Consider the following 17,019-nt stretch of genomic DNA (forward strand, 5'->3'; position numbering starts at 1 on the left):
GGTTTTTCTAAAGCCAAAAGTGATTATTTATCTGGTAAAGCGTACGCTACTAAAGAATCGCCCATTTTGGTACCAAAGGAACCATGCCCTCCAGCCATGATGACAACATACTGTTTACCATTCATTTCATAGGTCATTGGCGTTGCTTGACCACCTGCTGGTAAACGGCCTTTCCAAAGCTCATCACCATTGGTCACATTAATCGCACGGATATAATCATCTTGTGTTGCACCTACGAACATCAAGTTCCCTGCCGTAGAAATAGGCCCACCTAGCATAGGCACACCCATTTTAAATGGTGGTAAAGGGATTCCTGGCAAACTGTCACGAATCGTACCAATACGGCGTTTCCATGCAACGTTATGCGTTTTTAAATCTACTCCAGCTACATATCCCCAAGCTGGCTGTTTACATGGCAAGCCAAAAGGTGACAAGAACGGACTAATTTCAACACCATAAGGCACACCATACATGGGTTGTACACCTTGTTCTGTACCTGCACCTTTCGCAGTTTCCTTACGATTTGGATCTTCAGGAATCAGCCTAGACACAAAAGGTAAGCCAATTGGATTCATTAATGCGATTTGACGATCAGAATTGACTGACATACCGCCCCATTCAAACACACCTAAGTTACCCGGAAAAACTAAAGTGCCATTTTCAGAGGGTGGTGTATAGATGCCATCATAATTTAAGCGATGGAATGATACGCGACACATCAATTGATCAAACATAGTGGCACCCCACATATCTTTATCCGTTAATTTTTGCTTTGGTGCTAAATCAAAATCGGAAAAAGGTTGGGTAGGTGAATAAAATTCACCTTTAGTTTGAGGTCCTCGTTTAACGGTTTGAGGTACAGGTTTTTCTGTAATCGGAACAATGGCTTTACCATCACGGCGATCTAAGACAAACACATTTCCTGTTTTAGTGAGCACATAGATTGCAGGAACAGTTTGTCCTGATTTATCTTGTATATCCGTCAAAGTGGGTTGTGAAGGCACATCCATATCCCACAAATCATGGTGTGTGGTTTGGAAGTGCCAGATTAATTTACCCGTGGAAGCATTGATCGCGAGCATTGCATTCGCATAGCGCTCTTTCAACTCAGTACGATCACCGCCCCAAATATCAGGAGTACCTACTCCAGTCGGGACATAAACAACATCTAATTTCGCATCATAAGCCAATGGTGCCCATGCATTTGGAGAGTTATTTACAAAGGTCTGTCCGGGCGCAGGAATGGCATTGGGATCTTCTGCACCAGTATCAAATACCCAAAGTAAAGCCCCAGTATTGACATCATAGCCACGAATAACGCCTGATGGCTCTTTAGTGGAATAGTTATCGGTGGTTGAACCCGCAATAATAATCGTCGTTCCTGTCACGACTGGAGGAGATGTTGGGTTATAGCCCCCTGGATATGGGTATGGCATATCTTTCTGTAAATCGATTTCACCATTTTTACCAAAATCAGTACATCGCTGTCCATTCTCTGCGTTAATCGCGACAAGTCTCCCATCATTAACAGGTAGAATCACTTTACGCGGACATTGTTCAGAGGCTGATTTTTTGGCTTTTAAGCTTGTTTCAAAGCCCACCGTATTATTAGCATCAAAATAAGACACACCACGACAGGTCAAATGCTGAAAGGTTTTATCCGATTTTACTTTGGGATCAAACTTCCATTTTTCTTGACCTGTAGCTGGGTCAAGAGCAACCAGTTTTTGATGCGTGGTACAGATATACATGTTATTGCCAATTTTAATCGGCGTAACCTGATTGGTAGTTTCACCCGAATCATTTTCTGTTTTGAAATCTTTGGTGTGATAGGTCCAAGCAACTTTCAAATCTTTTACATTTTTGTCATTAATCTGAGTCAATGGCGAATATCGTACACCTGCTTGAGTACGACCATAAGCAGGCCAATCTGCATCGGCTACCCCAGCGATGGTTTCAGTCGTTGCGGGTTGCTGTGTGGTTAAAGTGCCACGAATTTCCTGAGGATCATTAAAAATAGCATAAACCATCACTGCAATAGTAATGGCTAAGGTTCCAGAAAGTGCCACCTTGGCAGTTTTAGAATTCATAATCCCACGAGTTACCGCTGGAATAAGTAACCACAGACCAAAGAGTCCTAAGATATCTAGGCGGGGTGCTAAAGCGAAGAAGTCTGAACCGACTTCCCATAATCCCCAGACAACAGTACCCAATACTAGAATCGCGTAAACAATCAATGCTGTACTTTTTAATTTATTTAATAAACATGCTGTTGCAATGAAGAAAAGACCTGCAATGATGTAGTACCAAGAACCACCTAACACTGCAAGCCATATTCCTCCAACCAACAGAATTAAACCGATTATTACTGCAACAATGACAGTAAAAGTTCGGAATCCTGAAGCCGAAGATGGAGAATTCATAAGAGCCACCTATATTTATAAATTTATTCATTTCACCCATTTTTATTAAAAAGAATGAGCACTTTTAATTTATTTTTAGATTTAAAGACTAAAGCGATACCATCAAGATGAATGAATTACATTACCACCTCTAAGTTTAGAAACTGACTTTAGCCATTGAATCTAAACCTAGAATACTGTTTGCAATTTAATACCACCAACCCATGCACTTTCACCATTTTTATAAGCACCAACATGGCGAATATATTGAATATTTGGACGGACGGTTAACCAATTTGTCGCATGGATTCCGTAATATATTTCGGCATCATATTCTTCATTTTGTTGATCTTCTCGCAATGCTATTTGCTGATCTCGCACATCATCACCAATACTAATTCGGGCTAAACCAATGGCTAACTCATCTTTAGGTCGGCTATCCAGTAAACCGGTATAAACCAAACCTAGGTTTTGCATATTGCCGACGGTATTGGTATCAGAATCATGCACCGTTAAATTCAAAAATCCTGCTAAACCTCGAGTTTGATCTCCGCCATGATTCATGAGCTGTTGTTTCACTACCACCCACATCCCTTGCTTATGAGATGTTTGCGTTGGATTTTGAATTTTTGCTGCATCTGCTGTGCTGTAGTAATACCCTAGACGGTATTCCCCCGTTAATTTTTCAGTCCCAACTTTCGGTTGCCAAACTACTTCCACAGGAATAATTGCACCCTGTGATCCATCCGTACTTAAATTAAATCCTTTGCTGCGCTTTAAATTTTCAGGGTTATATTCATAAACCCCAATCTGAGTATAGAGCTCGGGTTGAATGTTGTATTTCACACGTGCAGCCCATTGACTGACAGGCCAGTTATACCATTGGTCACCGACCCAATTTCCGACTTGTGAACCGCATAAAGCTAAATTTTGGAAATCACAATCAAAGGTATTAAAGTCTTCACCCTCACCAAAACGGCCGACTTTCACATCTAACTTTTGCTCTAAAAATTGCTTTTTAATCCAAAAATCAGTTAAACGCCAAGTTTGTCCACGCCCCCAAATTTCCTGAGTTGAACTTAAATGACCCGCAAGTGCATCCGAGGTTTGTGAGAGTGAACGCCCATTCCTTTCTGTAATCGTGATTTGTGCTTCGGTATCTTGCCAACCCACAATTTTATTTAAATCGAGATGTGCACCCAGTACAAACTGATCGGCATATTCAGTACCATGACTCGAGTGATATTTGGAATCCCACAAGTTGGCAAGCTCACCGGTATATCCAAAATTAAAATCATAACCTTTTTGTTGTAATGCAATTCTTTGCCCATTCCAGTCGCCCAGCATCCAAGAACTTTGGGGATCAAATGCCCCTGCCGCATAAATACTTTGTATGCCACAGCTCAAGGATAAAAGGCTCAGACCAAAATGAAATGTTCTACTTAATTTCTTCATTATTGGTAACCTTTATGTCTTTTTGTTAGTACATAAAGGGTACGCTGAATATTTGTGTAACAATTCATAAAAATTGTTACTTTGTTGGCAGTTTTGTAACTTTAAAACTTAATTTAAGCCAATTTGAATTACCATTTTCCTGCCCCCAAATGCTGGCCAATAAATTGATATTTTGCGACTGAACGTGAAAACTTAATTGGGCAAGCCAGTTGTGACTCAGTCTGTTCTGCCTCTAAATTTAAGGGAACCTCGACTACCCATTGTCTTTGTTCCGCCAATGCAGAATCTAAAGCCTCATCCAGTGCTAAGACTGGTTCTACACAAACATCTAAAGCTGAAAATACTTTTTTCCATGCTACAAAATTTTGAGTTTTTATTTTTTCAGCCAAGGCTTGTTTAACTTGTTGACGGTCTAGCGGATCAAAAGATGCACCTTTTTCCATTAAAATAGGCAGATCTAAAACAATCGCGAGACCAGACATAAACTGAGGCTCTAAACTACCAATCGATAAATAGCGACCATCTTGAGTTTGGTAATAATCATAAAAAGTGCCTCCATTTAAATGTTCACTTTCCACACTTGGTTTTTGCCCACCAGCAAGACTTGCAGACGCCGCCATATTATTTAACGCCACGGCACAGTCCGTCATTGAAATATCAATATATTGCCCTAGACCACTGCTTGCACGCTCAATCACGGCTGTCAAAATGCCAATCACAGCATGTAAAGAACCGCCAGCAACATCAGCCACCTGAATTCCCATAGGCGGTGGGCCACTATTTTGACGACCACTATGTCCAGCAATTCCCGATAACGCCATATAGTTAATATCGTGTCCGGCTTTATCTTTATAGCTCCCTGTCTGCCCATATCCAGTAATCGAACAATAAATTAATTTGGGGTTAATTTCGGCTAGCGTTTGATAGTCTAAACCTAAGCGTTGCATAACACCGGGACGGAATTGTTCTACAACAATGTCATACTCAGAAATCTTTTGTTTGATCAGTTCAATATTTTGTGGATCTTTTAAATCTAGCGCTACAGATTGTTTATTTCGATTCAGATAACTATGCGCAGTTGCCTGCCCATTAGCATACGGTGGCAGTAAACGTATCAGGTCGGGGCGTGTTGGAGATTCAACATGGATCACTTCTGCACCTAAATCTGCAAGATATAAGGTTGCAAATGGCCCAGGCAATAATGTGGAAAAGTCGAGTACTTTCAATCCTTTCAAAGCTACTGTCATGATAGTTTTTACCATTTTTATGTTGATTTTTGTCCCATAATAGAAATATAAAACAGTTATAACAATGTCATGTTCGGCCATTTACCTTGATCATTTCGGCAATCTACCATGTAGAAAGGTAATTTCCATTATTGTAAATCGCCAATTCAATATTTTTTAGCGTCATTTAGGTCAAGTACAGTGAACATCAAAGAAACCGAAGGATTTAACATGAGTCGTGATACGATTAGTATCCACTTCGTGAATGCGGCACTCACTGGGGTTAAACGCCTTGGCATGGATGTCGATACCTTACTTTCACATGTCGGAATTGAAGCCGAGTTACTGCGTCAACCGAAAGCACGTATTTCACCTGAACAGTACACACGCTTTGTTAAAATGTTGTGGATGGTAACTCAGGACGAACACGTTGGTTTTGATATTCAACCGCGTCGTTTAGGTTCTTTTGCGATCATGTGTCAATTGATTATTCACGCAAAAACGCTAGGCGAAGCTTTAGAATTATCATCGCAATTTTATAAATTGTTTGGTGATGAATGGTCTGTTTCGGTTGAAAGAGATAAGCACGAAGCGCGTTTGGTTCCATTAATTCCAAAAACAATGGATCCTGATCATTTTATTACTGAAAGTATGCTGATGATTTGGCATGGTTTAGCGTCATGGTTAATCGAACGACGTATTCCTTTAGAACGCGTTCATTTTGGTTATCCACGCCCAACGCATGCTGATGAATACGATGCATTATTCTTTGCACCCGTGATGCAGTTTGATATGCCACGCACAGAAATCACCTTTGCCGCAGATTATTTAGATTTACCCATTCGCCAAACACCAGAGTCCTTGGAAGAGTTTTTAAAAGCAGCACCAGCTCAACTCTTGGTTAAATTCAAAAACACCAACTCGCTGACTTCTCGTATTCGTGAAGTGCTCAAGAGCCAAATTGGTGAGGAAATGCCAACATTGAATGATGTGGCTTCGATGTTGTATTTATCACCTCAAACCTTACGCCGTCGCTTAGCTGCTGAAGGTAAGAGCTATCAAGGTGTCAAAGATGCTTTACGTCGTGATGCGGCCATTCATTTATTACTAAATCCAAATCTCACCCTTGAAGACGTTGCACAACAAGTCGGATTTAGTGAAACCAGTACCTTCCATCGTGCCTTCAAAAAATGGACTGGAGTAACGCCTGGACTCTATCGCCAACTACATGGGTATCATTAAAACCACTAAAAAAGATTATTTGCTAAAATGATCTAACTCCACGCTATGTTCTGCCCAAGTGCCACTTGGGCTTTTTTTCATCAAAATCTTAAGCGATTGAATTATTTTAACAATCAACATAGCTCTAATAAAACATAGCACTGCAGCATTGGCTAAAAACACCAATCATCTGATTCGTTATCGTCATTGCACTCTTGTATTTATTCATTACACTCAAATGCATAACAAATTTTAAAGTCATAAAAAAGGAACAGCTATGAGCGAGGCATATATCATTGACGCCATTCGCACACCCCGCGGAAAAGGAAAAAAAGATGGTTCACTGTATGAAGTCAAACCGATCACTTTACTCACAACACTACTCAATGAATTACAACAACGTCATCATTTAGACACCTCAAAAGTTGATGATATTGTTTTAGGTTGTGTGACTCCGATCGCTGACCAAGGTGGTGACATTGCCAAAACTGCAGCCATTGCTGCGGGTTGGAATGATGATGTTGCAGGCGTACAAATCAATCGTTTTTGTGCATCAGGTCTTGAAGCCGTCAATATGGCAGCACAAAAAGTTCGCTCAGGTTGGGAAGATTTAGTCGTTGCCGGTGGTGTAGAGTCAATGTCCCGTATTGCCATGGGTTCAGATGGCGGTCCTTGGGCACTCGATCCAGAAACCAATTTAAAATCACATTTTGTTCCACAAGGTATTGGTGCAGATTTAATTGCAACCTTAGATGGTTATAGCCGAGCTGATGTTGATGCCTTTGCTGCCGATTCACAAAAGAAAGCTGCAGCGGCACAAGCCAATGGTTATTTTGATCGATCAATCGTGACCATTAAAGATGGTGCTGGCGTTACCATTTTAGAAAAAGATGAGTTTATTAAACCCACCACAACCGCTAAAGGTTTAGCAAAATTAAACGCTAGCTTTGAAATGATGGGTGCTATGGGCTTTGATGCCATTGCACTACAAAAGTACCCTGAAGCACAAAAAATCAATCACGTTCATCATGCTGGCAATTCATCCGGTATTGTTGATGGTGCTGCAGTGGTTTTACTTGCATCTGAAAAGGCCGTTAAAGAACAAGGCTTAAAACCGCGTGCCAAAGTTTTAGCGACAGCACTGGTGGGTAGTGACCCGACGATTATGCTGACAGGCCCTGCCCCTGCTGCGCGTAAAGCCTTAGCAAAAGCAGGCTTAACCGTTGATGATATTGATTTGTTTGAAGTCAATGAAGCATTTGCATCAGTGGTAATGCGCTTTATGAAAGAGCTGAATGTGCCCGCTGAAAAAGTCAATGTCAATGGTGGTGCTATTGCCATGGGGCATCCATTGGGTGCTACAGGTGCCATGATTTTGGGGACTTTATTGGATGAATTAGAGCGTCAAGGTAAAAAACGTGGTTTAGCGACATTATGTGTCGGTGGTGGCATGGGTATTGCGACCATTATTGAGTTGGTATAAGGAGAAAAATAATGAGTGCAATTCAATACGAAAAAAATGCGGATAACATCATCATTCTGACCTTAGATTCTCCAAACCAATCTGCCAACACCATGAATGCTGATTTTCGTGTTGCTCTAGAAAATATTGTGTCTAAGTTGAAATCTGAAACAATAATCACAGGGATCATCTTACGTTCTGCAAAAAAAACTTTTTTTGCCGGCGGCGATTTAGATGAGTTGATCCAAGCTCGTCGTGAAGATGCCACTCCATTTTTCCAAATGATTGAAAAAATGAAGGCTGAGTTTCGTTATATTGAAACTTTAGGTGTGCCTGTGGTTGCTGCTTTAAACGGTACTGCGCTCGGTGGTGGTTGGGAAATTGCATTGGGTTGCCATTATCGAATTGCGTTGAATGACCCGAAAACCAAATTTGGTTTACCTGAAGTAACTTTAGGTCTACTGCCAGGTGGTGGCGGAATCGTACGCATGGTTCGCTTACTGGGACTACAAAATGCGTTTCCATTCCTGATGGAAGGGAAACAATTTGGTATTGATAAAGCCAAATCTTTAGGTCTGATTCAAGATACAGCTGACTCTGAACAAGAGTTAATGGATAAGGCGGTTGCTTGGGTCAAAGCCAACCCTAAATCGCAACAACCGTTTGATGTGAAGGGCTATAAAATTCCGGGTGGCGATCCGAGAACACCAGCAGTTGCTCAAGTTCTGGCAATTGCACCAGCAATGTTGCGTGATAAAACCAAGGGATGTTATCCAGCGCCTGAAGCGATCATGGCGGCGGCTGTTGAAGGTGCTCAGGTCGATGTCGATACGGCGTTACGTATTGAATCCCGTTACTTCACCAAACTTGCAACCGGCCAAGTGGCAAAGAACATGATAGGCACATTCTGGCATGGTCTAAACGCAATTAAATCCGGTGCGAGTCGCCCACAAAATGTTGCTAAGTGGCAAGCCACTAAAGTCGGTATTCTAGGTGCAGGCATGATGGGTGCAGGCATTGCCTACTCGACTGCCGCCAAAGGTATTGCTGTGGTACTGAAAGATGTTTCACTTGAAAATGCTGAAAAAGGCAAAGCCTATAGCCAAAAATTGCTAGATAAGAAAGTCTCTCAAGGGCGAATCAGTGCTGAAAAACGCGAACAAATTTTAAGTTTAATTACAGCCACTGCAAATGCGGCAGACTTACAAGGCTGTGACTTGATTATTGAGGCCGTTTTTGAAAATCCAGAACTAAAAGCCAAAGTGACACAAGAAGCCGAAGTCTACTTAGCTGAGAATGGTATTTTTGCTTCCAACACCTCAACCCTGCCGATTACAGGATTAGCAAAATCAAGTCGAAATGATAAAAATTTCATTGGCTTACACTTCTTTAGCCCAGTCGATAAAATGCCTTTAGTAGAAATTATTAAGGGGCAAAACACATCGGCTGAAACATTAGCCAAAGCCTATGACTATGTACAACAAATTGGTAAAACGCCAATTGTGGTTAATGATAGTCGTGGTTTCTTTACCAGTCGTGTCTTTGGTACTTTTGTTCAAGAAGGCTTACGCTTATTGGCAGAGGGTGTACATCCTGCAAAAATTGAAATGGCTGCATTAAAAGCAGGTATGCCAGTAGGTCCGCTTGCGATTCAAGATGAAGTCTCTTTAACGTTAACTGAACACGTTGCTAGTGAAACCCGTAAAGCACTCCAAGCTGAAGGTAAAGACCTCCCCCGCTCTAGTGCCGATGATGTCACTGAAACGATGATTCATCAATTTGACCGTAAAGGTAAAGCAGCAGGTGCTGGTTTCTATGAATATCCTGAGAATGGTAAAAAATTCCTTTGGGATGGTTTAAAGCATTGGCATAAAGACAATGATATTACTGAACCAGAAATGATTGACCGCTTCTTGTTCGTGCAATCACTCGATACTTTACGTTGCTACGAAGAAAATGTTTTGGAATCCGTTGTTGATGCCAATATTGGCTCAATCTTTGGGATTGGTTTTGCACCATGGACTGGTGGTGCATTGCAGTTCTTAAATCAATATGGCTTAGACAAAGCACTCGCACGAGCGAATGAACTTGAAGCAAAATATGGCGAGCGTTTTAAAGCCCCTCAAATGCTTAAAGAGAAAGCTGCATCAGGCGAAAAAATTCAATAAAAGTTAGTGATTTTTATCTATTAAGCAGCGAATTGAAGGGGCATGTATTGCCCCTTTTTTATTTCTATTGGAAACCTATACACCACCAATAACCTTAAATTTAATATGGATTTAATACGCTTTTTAGTCTGCTTTTAGATGCATTTGTGCTATAACATAATTAACTTATGATTCTCTTACATTGGAATCCGCTCATGAGCAATATGACTTCTCCTGAAAAATCTCCTTGGGGCTGGAAAGCCGTTATTATCTCAGTGATTCTGAGTTGTATCTTTCTAGGTTTTTTCTATCTTGCCGTAACCAATGAACCCGATTATATGCCAAGCCAAAAACGGGCTGAAGCTGTAAAGAATAAGACCGCAGCAAATACACATGACGGCATGCAAATGTCAGATGAAGAAATGCAGCATATGCAAAACCACACCTCTAACACTGAACATTCACATTAAAATCTAAATTTATTTTAAATGACCTCAATACCTCGTAATGCATTGGTAGTTGAAGGCGGTGGTATGCGTGGGGCGTTTACCTGCGGCGTGCTGGATGCTTTCCTACAACAAAACTTTAATCCTTTTGACTTATATGTTGGTGTTTCTTCGGGATCAACCAATATTGCTAATTATTTAGCAGGTCAAGTAGGTCGTAATATTGAACTCTATCTCGACCATTCTCTACGCCCTGAATTTATCCGTTATGGTCGCTTCCTTACAGGTGGTGATTTACTGGATATGAAATGGATGTGGGACGTAGTCGAGCGTGAAAATCCACTGGATCAACAGGTATTATTTGCACAAAACCCTGACTTTTATATGGTGCTTACCCATGCTCGCAGTGGTTATGCGGAATATTTACGTGCAGGTCGAGACACGATTATAGATGGCTTACGTGCCTCAAGTTCTATTCCTATATTGACCCGTCAAGCGGTTGAAATTATGGGTGAGCCCTATTTTGATGGTGGTGTTGCCGATGCTCTACCCGTGCAATGGGCGGCACAACAATATAATGTTAAAAATTTATTGGTCATCCGAACACGACCAAATCAGTACTTCAAAGCCAGTAGTAAAGGCGATGAGTTCTTAGCCAAATATGTAGTCAAGAGTAATCATGGTTTTGCATCCAGTCTTAAAAATCGCTGTGCTCGTTATAATCAAGCCGTCGAATTTTTAAGACAGAGTCAACAACATCGTATTTTAGAAGTTTGTCCACCTGCTGATAAAAACTTAGCGGGGCGTTTATGTAAAAATAAGCATAAGTTGCAATATACTTATGAAGTCGGATTGGAAACTGGTGCCAAAGCAATTGAAGATTGGAACAGTAGCATCGCTTAAAATATAAGGTCTTCAATATAAAGTTAAGGTTGAGTGGCTCCCTTAACTTCAACAAGACTAAAAACATTGCTGAAATGCATTATCTCAATGCCACAATCCAAGCCATAGGTAGATCAATACTGATATGAGATCATCTGTCATTCAAAAAATCATCTTCACTCTCTCAAGTTAAAAACGATTTATGCATGATTCATCCACATATCTACATGCGGAATGCCACAATCTAAATACTCATCACCTTGAACGGCAAAACCTAACCCTACATAAAATGGAATGGCATACACCTGTGCTGACAATTTTAAAAATTCCCTTTTTTCTTTTTGGGCATATTGAATAATTTCTTCCATCAACAATTTACCAATGCCCTTTCCACGATAGGATTTCAACACTGCAACACGCCCTATGCTATTGTTTTGTAATAACCGTGCAGTTGCAATTGGCTGATTTTCTGCATAAACCATAAAATGTAATGCAACAGCATCTTGTTCATCCCATTCATCTTGTGCAGCAATTTGCTGTTCTTGTATAAATACCTGCTCACGAATCAATTTTGCATGCGGATGTAAATCATCCCAACAACCAGAACGAATTGTATATTGAGTCATTCAAATTATTCCATCAAAGTATAAAGCAGTCTTTCAACTGCTTTAGGTCTTAAATTAACACTTACAGCCAATATCTTGCTGATCCCACTGATCATTCAACAATAATTCTAGTGAATGCTGTTGAATACCATACATATCTTTCAAAGCTTTCACTTGTGCCAAAATTTCAGCATCAGGCTGTGGAATGTCTTTTTTCTTGGTTGCCAAAATCATTTTGTTTTTACTGGTATGTTCCAATGCCACGAATTCAAATACTTTAGTTTCATAACCATAGGCTTTGAGCAACAGAGCACGAATCGTATCCGTCAACATTTCCGCTTGTTGCCCTGCATGAATACCAAATTGCAACATCGGTTTTAAAATATCAGGGCTCTGCATTTGTGGACGTAATTCTTTATGACAACACGGCGCGCACATAATCATCGAAGCATTTAAACGAATACCAGTATGAATCGCAAAATCCGTAGCAACATCACAAGCATGTAGCGCAATCATCACATCTAAATGTTCAGGTTGATAAGTACGAACATCGCCTTGAAAAAAATCCAGTTGAGTAAATTGTGACTTTTGTGCCACCTCTTGACAGAATTTGACCATTTTATCATTCAGCTCAACTCCTGTAACAAAAGGAAGCTGTGGTTGTTGTTTTGCCAAATAATCATATAAAGCAAACGTTAAATAGCCTTTACCTGAACCAAAATCAACCACTCTTAAGCTGTGATCTTTGACTTGGATCTGTGTCAATGCACCCGAAAAGATCTCTACAAATTTATTAATTTGTTTCCACTTTCGCGCCATGCTCGGAATAATTTGCGCTTTGGCATCAGTAATTCCAAGCGGTTGTAAAAAATAGCTGTCTTGATCGACATAACGATGTTTTTCACGGTCATGTGTTTTAAGTGTCGTTGCAGTTTTATGCTCCGATTTCACTTTACTACGAGTAAGCATGGCTTTCTTTTTATTTTTCTTCAGTTGAAATTCTTCTTCTACAGTAAACAAATTGGCTTGTTTACAATCATGCAATAAACCTTGAATATGGGGAAGAGCATCATCTAAAGGAAGATTTTTAGTGACATCCTGCGTCTTGTATTTATACAAACAATTTAAAACGGCTTGATCTTGCAGTGAAATGACTCTGCAGGTTATTTTCTCTAAAGCTTTTAGTTCACCCTTATATTGACTTAGAATCATTCGATCAAAACTTTTCATTTCAATGGCTTGCTGGAAAGCATCTAGAAGTTGTTGTTCCTGAATGGAAGGAGAAGCCACTTGAGACATAGTTAAAACTCGAATAATTTAAGGATTGATTCTAAAACGTCTTACCTTAAAGGTAAAACTCCATTACGATACAAGTGTATTTTAAGAATATAAATAACTATGCCTTCAAATGACCTGATCCAAACTTATGCACCCATAGAAGAACGTATTAATGCATTTAGTCATGCTCTGGGTGCCGTATTGGCTGCCATTGCCACAATCTTTATGCTCATAAAAGGAAGTCATCTGCCTTTTTGGCAGTTTTTCGGATTATGTGTTTATGGCCTGAGTATGGTACTGCTTTTTTCAAGTTCTGCGGTCTATCATTTTTCTGTAGATGAAAAAAAACGCTACTGGTATAAAAAACTTGATCATACCGCCATTTATTATTTAATTGCAGGAACCTATACCCCATTTCTGGCGATTGCAATTCCAACGGCAAAAGCGCATTACTTACTGATTGCACTATGGTCAATTGCTGCAATTGGTACATTATTCAAGTTAGTTTTCATTCATCGCTTTCAAAAAATTTCTCTAATTGCCTATCTGGTGATGGGATGGCTTGCCGTGCTTGTGATTGATGATATGCAACGTTACCTTAAGCCTGAATGTTTAAAACTTTTGATTATTGGCGGGTTGGCTTACACCATTGGCGCATTGTTTTATGCCCTAAAAAGAGTAAGATACACGCATGCTATATGGCATATTTTTGTATTGATCGGTGCAGGATCACAATTCTTTGCAATCTATCTTTATGTCATTTAATCCAAATCAGCTCAAAATTCAGTGACCCTGAATGAGTAAATTGGAATTAATCCCGTTGTTTTTTTAAAAAATTACGCCTTTTTTTAAAAAGATTACGCTTGAGAAACTAGTTTTTTACTTTTAAAAGTGTAAGGTCCATCATGGCGTCATCCAATATTGCTACACCTGAAGTTGCTACAAATTCTAAAACTCGTGTTCTGTTTGCGAGTCTGGTTGGTACAACGATCGAATTTTTTGATTTTTATATTTATGCCACTGCTGCAGTGCTGATTTTTCCGCATTTGTTCTTTCCAGCAAGTACAGATCCGACTACAGCCGTTATTCAATCTTTAGCGACATTTGCAATTGCCTTTATTGCCCGTCCAATTGGTGCTGCCCTGTTTGGACATTTAGGTGACCGAATTGGTCGTAAAGCCACGTTAGTCGCAGCCCTACTCACCATGGGGATTTCTACTGTCTGTATCGGTTTACTACCTACTTATCATCAAATTGGTCTTGCTGCACCATTATTACTGGCACTTTGCCGTTTAGGGCAAGGTCTTGGTTTAGGTGGTGAATGGAGTGGTGCCGTATTACTGGCCACAGAAAATGCACCTGAAGGCAAACGCGCTTGGTATGGCATGTTTCCTCAACTTGGTGCACCCATTGGCTTTATTCTTGCTACTGGCTCGTTCTTAACCCTTGGCGCATTTATGTCTGAAGCAGACTTTATGCAATGGGGCTGGCGTATTCCATTTATTGCAAGTGCAGTACTGGTGATTGTTGGTTTATGGATTCGCTTACAACTGCATGAAACACCTGCATTCCAAAAAGTGTTAGATAAACAAAAAGAAGTGAACATTCCATTTAAAGTGGTGATGACCCAACACTTTCCAATGCTCGTACTGGGTACGATTGCTGCAATCTGTACCTTTGTGGTGTTCTACCTCACCACAGTATTTGCACTGAACTGGGGAACCACCAAACTCGGTTATTCACGTACTGAATTCCTACAGATGCAATTGGTTGCAACCTTATGCTTCGCTGCATTTATTCCACTTTCTGCGGTTTTTGCAGAAAAATTTGGCCGTAAAGCCACTTCAATTGGCGTATGTATTGGCTGTGCACTTTTTGGTTTAGTCTTTGCAAATATGCTCGAGTCTGGCAGTACCCTGATGGTCTTCCTATTCCTGTGTACTGGTTTAGGCTTGATGGGGATGACTTATGGTCCAATTGGAACAGTATTATCAGAAATTTTTCCAACTTCTGTACGTTATACAGGTTCAGCATTAACCTTTAACCTTGCTGGTATTTTTGGCGCTTCATTTGCCCCATTAATAGCAACTAAACTTGCAACGACTTATGGTTTATATGCGGTCGGTTATTATCTATCTGCGGCATCTATTCTTTCACTTTTAGCGTTCTTAGCTATTCGTGAAACCAAAAATGATGATGTAAACAACCAAATCTAACATGCTTTTATTTATTAAAAAGCCAGCAGAATCTGCTGGCTTTTTAATTGAAAAAATATAGCGAAACCAAGCAATCACTTATTGTTCTAGCTGTAATTCCGCCATCATCAATTCATAAGTATCATTAAAAATTTCCCGATCACCACCTGCGGTGTAAAAACTCGGAATAATAAAGGTTACAATTTCTTGGGTAAAATATAAATGATTTACAAGTGCTTCTAAATCACTACCCTCAATTCCACAAGTTTTAATCAAGTCTTCAAATTGTTGATAGAATTTTTTGGCAAAACTCTCTGCATTGACATCATCAGCTGCATAGAACTCATTCTCAAGTGACTTTAAGCCATTTTCTAATTGTTCTGATTGTGTTTCTGACAGACCAAAAGGTATTCCAACTTCTTTATAAAATGTCATATTATCGCTCTCTATTGTTTTTTATTTGCCTACTTCAACACGCTTAAATACATATTTGTGAAGCATTGCACATTATATTTTTATAGAATATACACGGAAAAAAACAGATAGAGAACCCATTCACAAAAAATAATTACCATTAATTATTAAATATTTACACTAGATTTAGTAATATTTAACAATCACTCTAATCAAGTCTATTCGACACTTTATCTACCTGAGCTCAGTTTGATATATTTAGAGGGAAACTTTAACGCAGCTCAATAATATCAATGGTTGGTGGTACACGAAACCGAAATGGAACGCCGACCATACCTGTCCCTACACTGACAAAGACATCCGCATTTTCATGTTGATACAAACCACGTTTATGCCCAAGAATCGATACTTTTTTCATCAAATAATTAGTGACCCAAGGTAACTCAACTTGGCCACCATGCGTATGTCCTGAAAGCATTAAAGGTCTGGTCGGTAAATTTGGCACCATATCTACCGTATCAGGGTTATGTGATAAAATCAGCCACGGTTTATCCTGCGGTAAATCAGGCATATAACGCATGTCAGTTTTACCCGCCCATAAATCACCTACACCCAGTAAGCGAAATGCATCAAACTCAACAATTTTCCCTTCAATATCCATCACGTTATTTTGTTCAAGTGCCCGATGTAGTAAGGCTTGAATAGGTGGTCCGGGATACTGCTCATCATGATTACCATTCACCGAATAAACAGGTGCTTTAATTTCTTTTAAAATTGCCAGTTCTTCGACCAATGTATTTTCTGGCTCATACGTCCAATCCCCTGCGACAACCACACAATCTGGATTTTGTTGATTTATTTTTTTCACAATACTTTTAAGTTGACGCTCATGTCCTGAAAATAAACCAATATGTAAATCTGCAATCAGTGCGACCCGAACAGGTGTTTTAAATGCTTGCTCTGGGCTCAATTTATACTGAAGCGTACGGACCTGAACCATATGCGGTTCAATAAAACGTGCATAAATCAGTAAACCACTGAGTAAAAATACAAAAATACTTTGCTGTATTGAAAAAATATTCAGCCAACCTGCGTACACACTATAAAACAACAACGGAAATAATAAATAAGATAGGTAGAATGCCAGTAGGTGAACAAAAGATTTAAAAGGATGAATGGTTTCCGTTCTAGACTGACTAATCCAAGCTTGTGCAATCCCCCATACCAGTAAAATGATAAAACTGATATAAAAATAGAAGGTTATTGAATCAGTCGTCCACATATTG

General features: G+C 39.8%; 14 protein-coding genes. 7 read left to right on the forward strand and 7 right to left on the reverse strand.

From position 1 onward, the window contains the following. Positions 1-23 precede the first annotated feature (23 nt). The 3 genes from B9T28_RS13605 to B9T28_RS13615 all read right to left on the reverse strand — a co-directional run bounded on the left by B9T28_RS13605 (position 24) and on the right by B9T28_RS13615 (position 5,104). Positions 24-2,423: a glucose/quinate/shikimate family membrane-bound PQQ-dependent dehydrogenase gene (locus B9T28_RS13605; protein WP_086204523.1), complete on the reverse strand. Its 2,400-nt coding sequence runs from the start codon at positions 2,421-2,423 to the stop codon at positions 24-26. A gap of 168 nt (positions 2,424-2,591) precedes the next feature. Further along, the gene (locus tag B9T28_RS13610) at positions 2,592-3,857 is read right to left on the reverse strand and encodes a carbohydrate porin (RefSeq protein ID WP_086204524.1); all 1,266 of its coding nucleotides are present in this window, start codon (positions 3,855-3,857) and stop codon (positions 2,592-2,594) included. A gap of 128 nt (positions 3,858-3,985) precedes the next feature. Then, the gene (locus B9T28_RS13615; RefSeq protein ID WP_086204565.1) at positions 3,986-5,104 is read right to left on the reverse strand and encodes a CaiB/BaiF CoA transferase family protein; all 1,119 of its coding nucleotides are present in this window, start codon (positions 5,102-5,104) and stop codon (positions 3,986-3,988) included. A gap of 210 nt (positions 5,105-5,314) precedes the next feature. Between B9T28_RS13615 and B9T28_RS13620 the strand changes: the two genes are divergently transcribed. The 5 genes from B9T28_RS13620 (at position 5,315) to B9T28_RS13640 (ending at position 11,262) form a co-directional block, all read left to right on the forward strand. Beyond that, positions 5,315-6,325, forward strand: coding sequence for an AraC family transcriptional regulator (locus B9T28_RS13620; RefSeq protein ID WP_086204525.1), 1,011 nt, complete (start codon positions 5,315-5,317; stop codon positions 6,323-6,325). A 256-nt stretch (positions 6,326-6,581) separates the two neighbouring features. Then, positions 6,582-7,787 (forward strand): acetyl-CoA C-acetyltransferase, encoded by a 1,206-nt coding sequence (locus tag B9T28_RS13625; protein WP_086204526.1) that lies wholly within the window; start codon positions 6,582-6,584, stop codon positions 7,785-7,787. An 11-nt stretch (positions 7,788-7,798) separates the two neighbouring features. Then, on the forward strand, positions 7,799-9,934 hold the full coding sequence (locus B9T28_RS13630; RefSeq protein WP_086204527.1) for a 3-hydroxyacyl-CoA dehydrogenase NAD-binding domain-containing protein: 2,136 nt from the start codon (positions 7,799-7,801) through the stop codon (positions 9,932-9,934). Between the two features lie 194 nt (positions 9,935-10,128). Beyond that, positions 10,129-10,383: a hypothetical protein gene (locus B9T28_RS13635; RefSeq protein WP_086204528.1), complete on the forward strand. Its 255-nt coding sequence runs from the start codon at positions 10,129-10,131 to the stop codon at positions 10,381-10,383. A gap of 18 nt (positions 10,384-10,401) precedes the next feature. Further along, positions 10,402-11,262, forward strand: coding sequence for a patatin-like phospholipase family protein (locus B9T28_RS13640; protein ID WP_086204529.1), 861 nt, complete (start codon positions 10,402-10,404; stop codon positions 11,260-11,262). A 179-nt stretch (positions 11,263-11,441) separates the two neighbouring features. Here B9T28_RS13640 and B9T28_RS13645 read toward each other — a convergent pair whose 3' ends face one another. After that, entirely contained in the window at positions 11,442-11,867 is a 426-nt protein-coding gene (locus B9T28_RS13645; RefSeq protein ID WP_086204530.1) for a GNAT family N-acetyltransferase, read from the reverse strand. A gap of 54 nt (positions 11,868-11,921) precedes the next feature. Continuing rightward, positions 11,922-13,145 carry a class I SAM-dependent methyltransferase gene (locus B9T28_RS13650; RefSeq protein ID WP_086204531.1) on the reverse strand — a complete coding sequence of 408 codons (1,224 nt, stop codon included), beginning with the start codon at positions 13,143-13,145 and terminating at the stop codon, positions 11,922-11,924. 99 nt (positions 13,146-13,244) lie between these two features. On the opposite strand from B9T28_RS13650, the gene trhA reads away from it, so the two are divergent. Both trhA and B9T28_RS13660 read left to right on the forward strand, forming a co-directional pair. Beyond that, positions 13,245-13,889, forward strand: a complete 645-nt coding sequence (gene trhA, locus B9T28_RS13655) for a PAQR family membrane homeostasis protein TrhA (RefSeq protein WP_086204532.1) — start codon at positions 13,245-13,247, stop codon at positions 13,887-13,889. Positions 13,890-14,029: 140 nt separating this feature from the next. Further along, the gene (locus B9T28_RS13660; protein ID WP_434057140.1) at positions 14,030-15,340 is read left to right on the forward strand and encodes an MFS transporter; all 1,311 of its coding nucleotides are present in this window, start codon (positions 14,030-14,032) and stop codon (positions 15,338-15,340) included. A 78-nt stretch (positions 15,341-15,418) separates the two neighbouring features. Here B9T28_RS13660 and B9T28_RS13665 read toward each other — a convergent pair whose 3' ends face one another. Both B9T28_RS13665 and B9T28_RS13670 read right to left on the reverse strand, forming a co-directional pair. After that, positions 15,419-15,754, reverse strand: coding sequence for a hypothetical protein (locus B9T28_RS13665; RefSeq protein WP_086204534.1), 336 nt, complete (start codon positions 15,752-15,754; stop codon positions 15,419-15,421). A 250-nt stretch (positions 15,755-16,004) separates the two neighbouring features. After that, the gene (locus B9T28_RS13670; protein ID WP_086204535.1) at positions 16,005-17,015 is read right to left on the reverse strand and encodes a metallophosphoesterase; all 1,011 of its coding nucleotides are present in this window, start codon (positions 17,013-17,015) and stop codon (positions 16,005-16,007) included. Between the last annotated feature and the right edge of the window lie 4 nt (positions 17,016-17,019).

It is taken from the genome of Acinetobacter silvestris, from assembly GCF_002135235.1.
In the GTDB taxonomy this organism is placed as follows: Bacteria; Pseudomonadota; Gammaproteobacteria; order Pseudomonadales; family Moraxellaceae; genus Acinetobacter; species Acinetobacter silvestris.

Coding starts and splice junctions, on each gene's coding strand:
- B9T28_RS13605 (WP_086204523.1), bottom strand. CDS start 2,423: ATGAATTCTCCATCTTCGGCTTCAGGATTCCGAACTTTTACTGTCATT.
- B9T28_RS13610 (WP_086204524.1), bottom strand. CDS start 3,857: ATGAAGAAATTAAGTAGAACATTTCATTTTGGTCTGAGCCTTTTATCC.
- B9T28_RS13615 (WP_086204565.1), bottom strand. CDS start 5,104: ATGACAGTAGCTTTGAAAGGATTGAAAGTACTCGACTTTTCCACATTA.
- B9T28_RS13620 (WP_086204525.1), top strand. CDS start 5,315: ATGAGTCGTGATACGATTAGTATCCACTTCGTGAATGCGGCACTCACT.
- B9T28_RS13625 (WP_086204526.1), top strand. CDS start 6,582: ATGAGCGAGGCATATATCATTGACGCCATTCGCACACCCCGCGGAAAA.
- B9T28_RS13630 (WP_086204527.1), top strand. CDS start 7,799: ATGAGTGCAATTCAATACGAAAAAAATGCGGATAACATCATCATTCTG.
- B9T28_RS13635 (WP_086204528.1), top strand. CDS start 10,129: ATGAGCAATATGACTTCTCCTGAAAAATCTCCTTGGGGCTGGAAAGCC.
- B9T28_RS13640 (WP_086204529.1), top strand. CDS start 10,402: ATGACCTCAATACCTCGTAATGCATTGGTAGTTGAAGGCGGTGGTATG.
- B9T28_RS13645 (WP_086204530.1), bottom strand. CDS start 11,867: ATGACTCAATATACAATTCGTTCTGGTTGTTGGGATGATTTACATCCG.
- B9T28_RS13650 (WP_086204531.1), bottom strand. CDS start 13,145: ATGTCTCAAGTGGCTTCTCCTTCCATTCAGGAACAACAACTTCTAGAT.
- trhA (WP_086204532.1), top strand. CDS start 13,245: ATGCCTTCAAATGACCTGATCCAAACTTATGCACCCATAGAAGAACGT.
- B9T28_RS13660 (WP_434057140.1), top strand. CDS start 14,030: ATGGCGTCATCCAATATTGCTACACCTGAAGTTGCTACAAATTCTAAA.
- B9T28_RS13665 (WP_086204534.1), bottom strand. CDS start 15,754: ATGACATTTTATAAAGAAGTTGGAATACCTTTTGGTCTGTCAGAAACA.
- B9T28_RS13670 (WP_086204535.1), bottom strand. CDS start 17,015: ATGTGGACGACTGATTCAATAACCTTCTATTTTTATATCAGTTTTATC.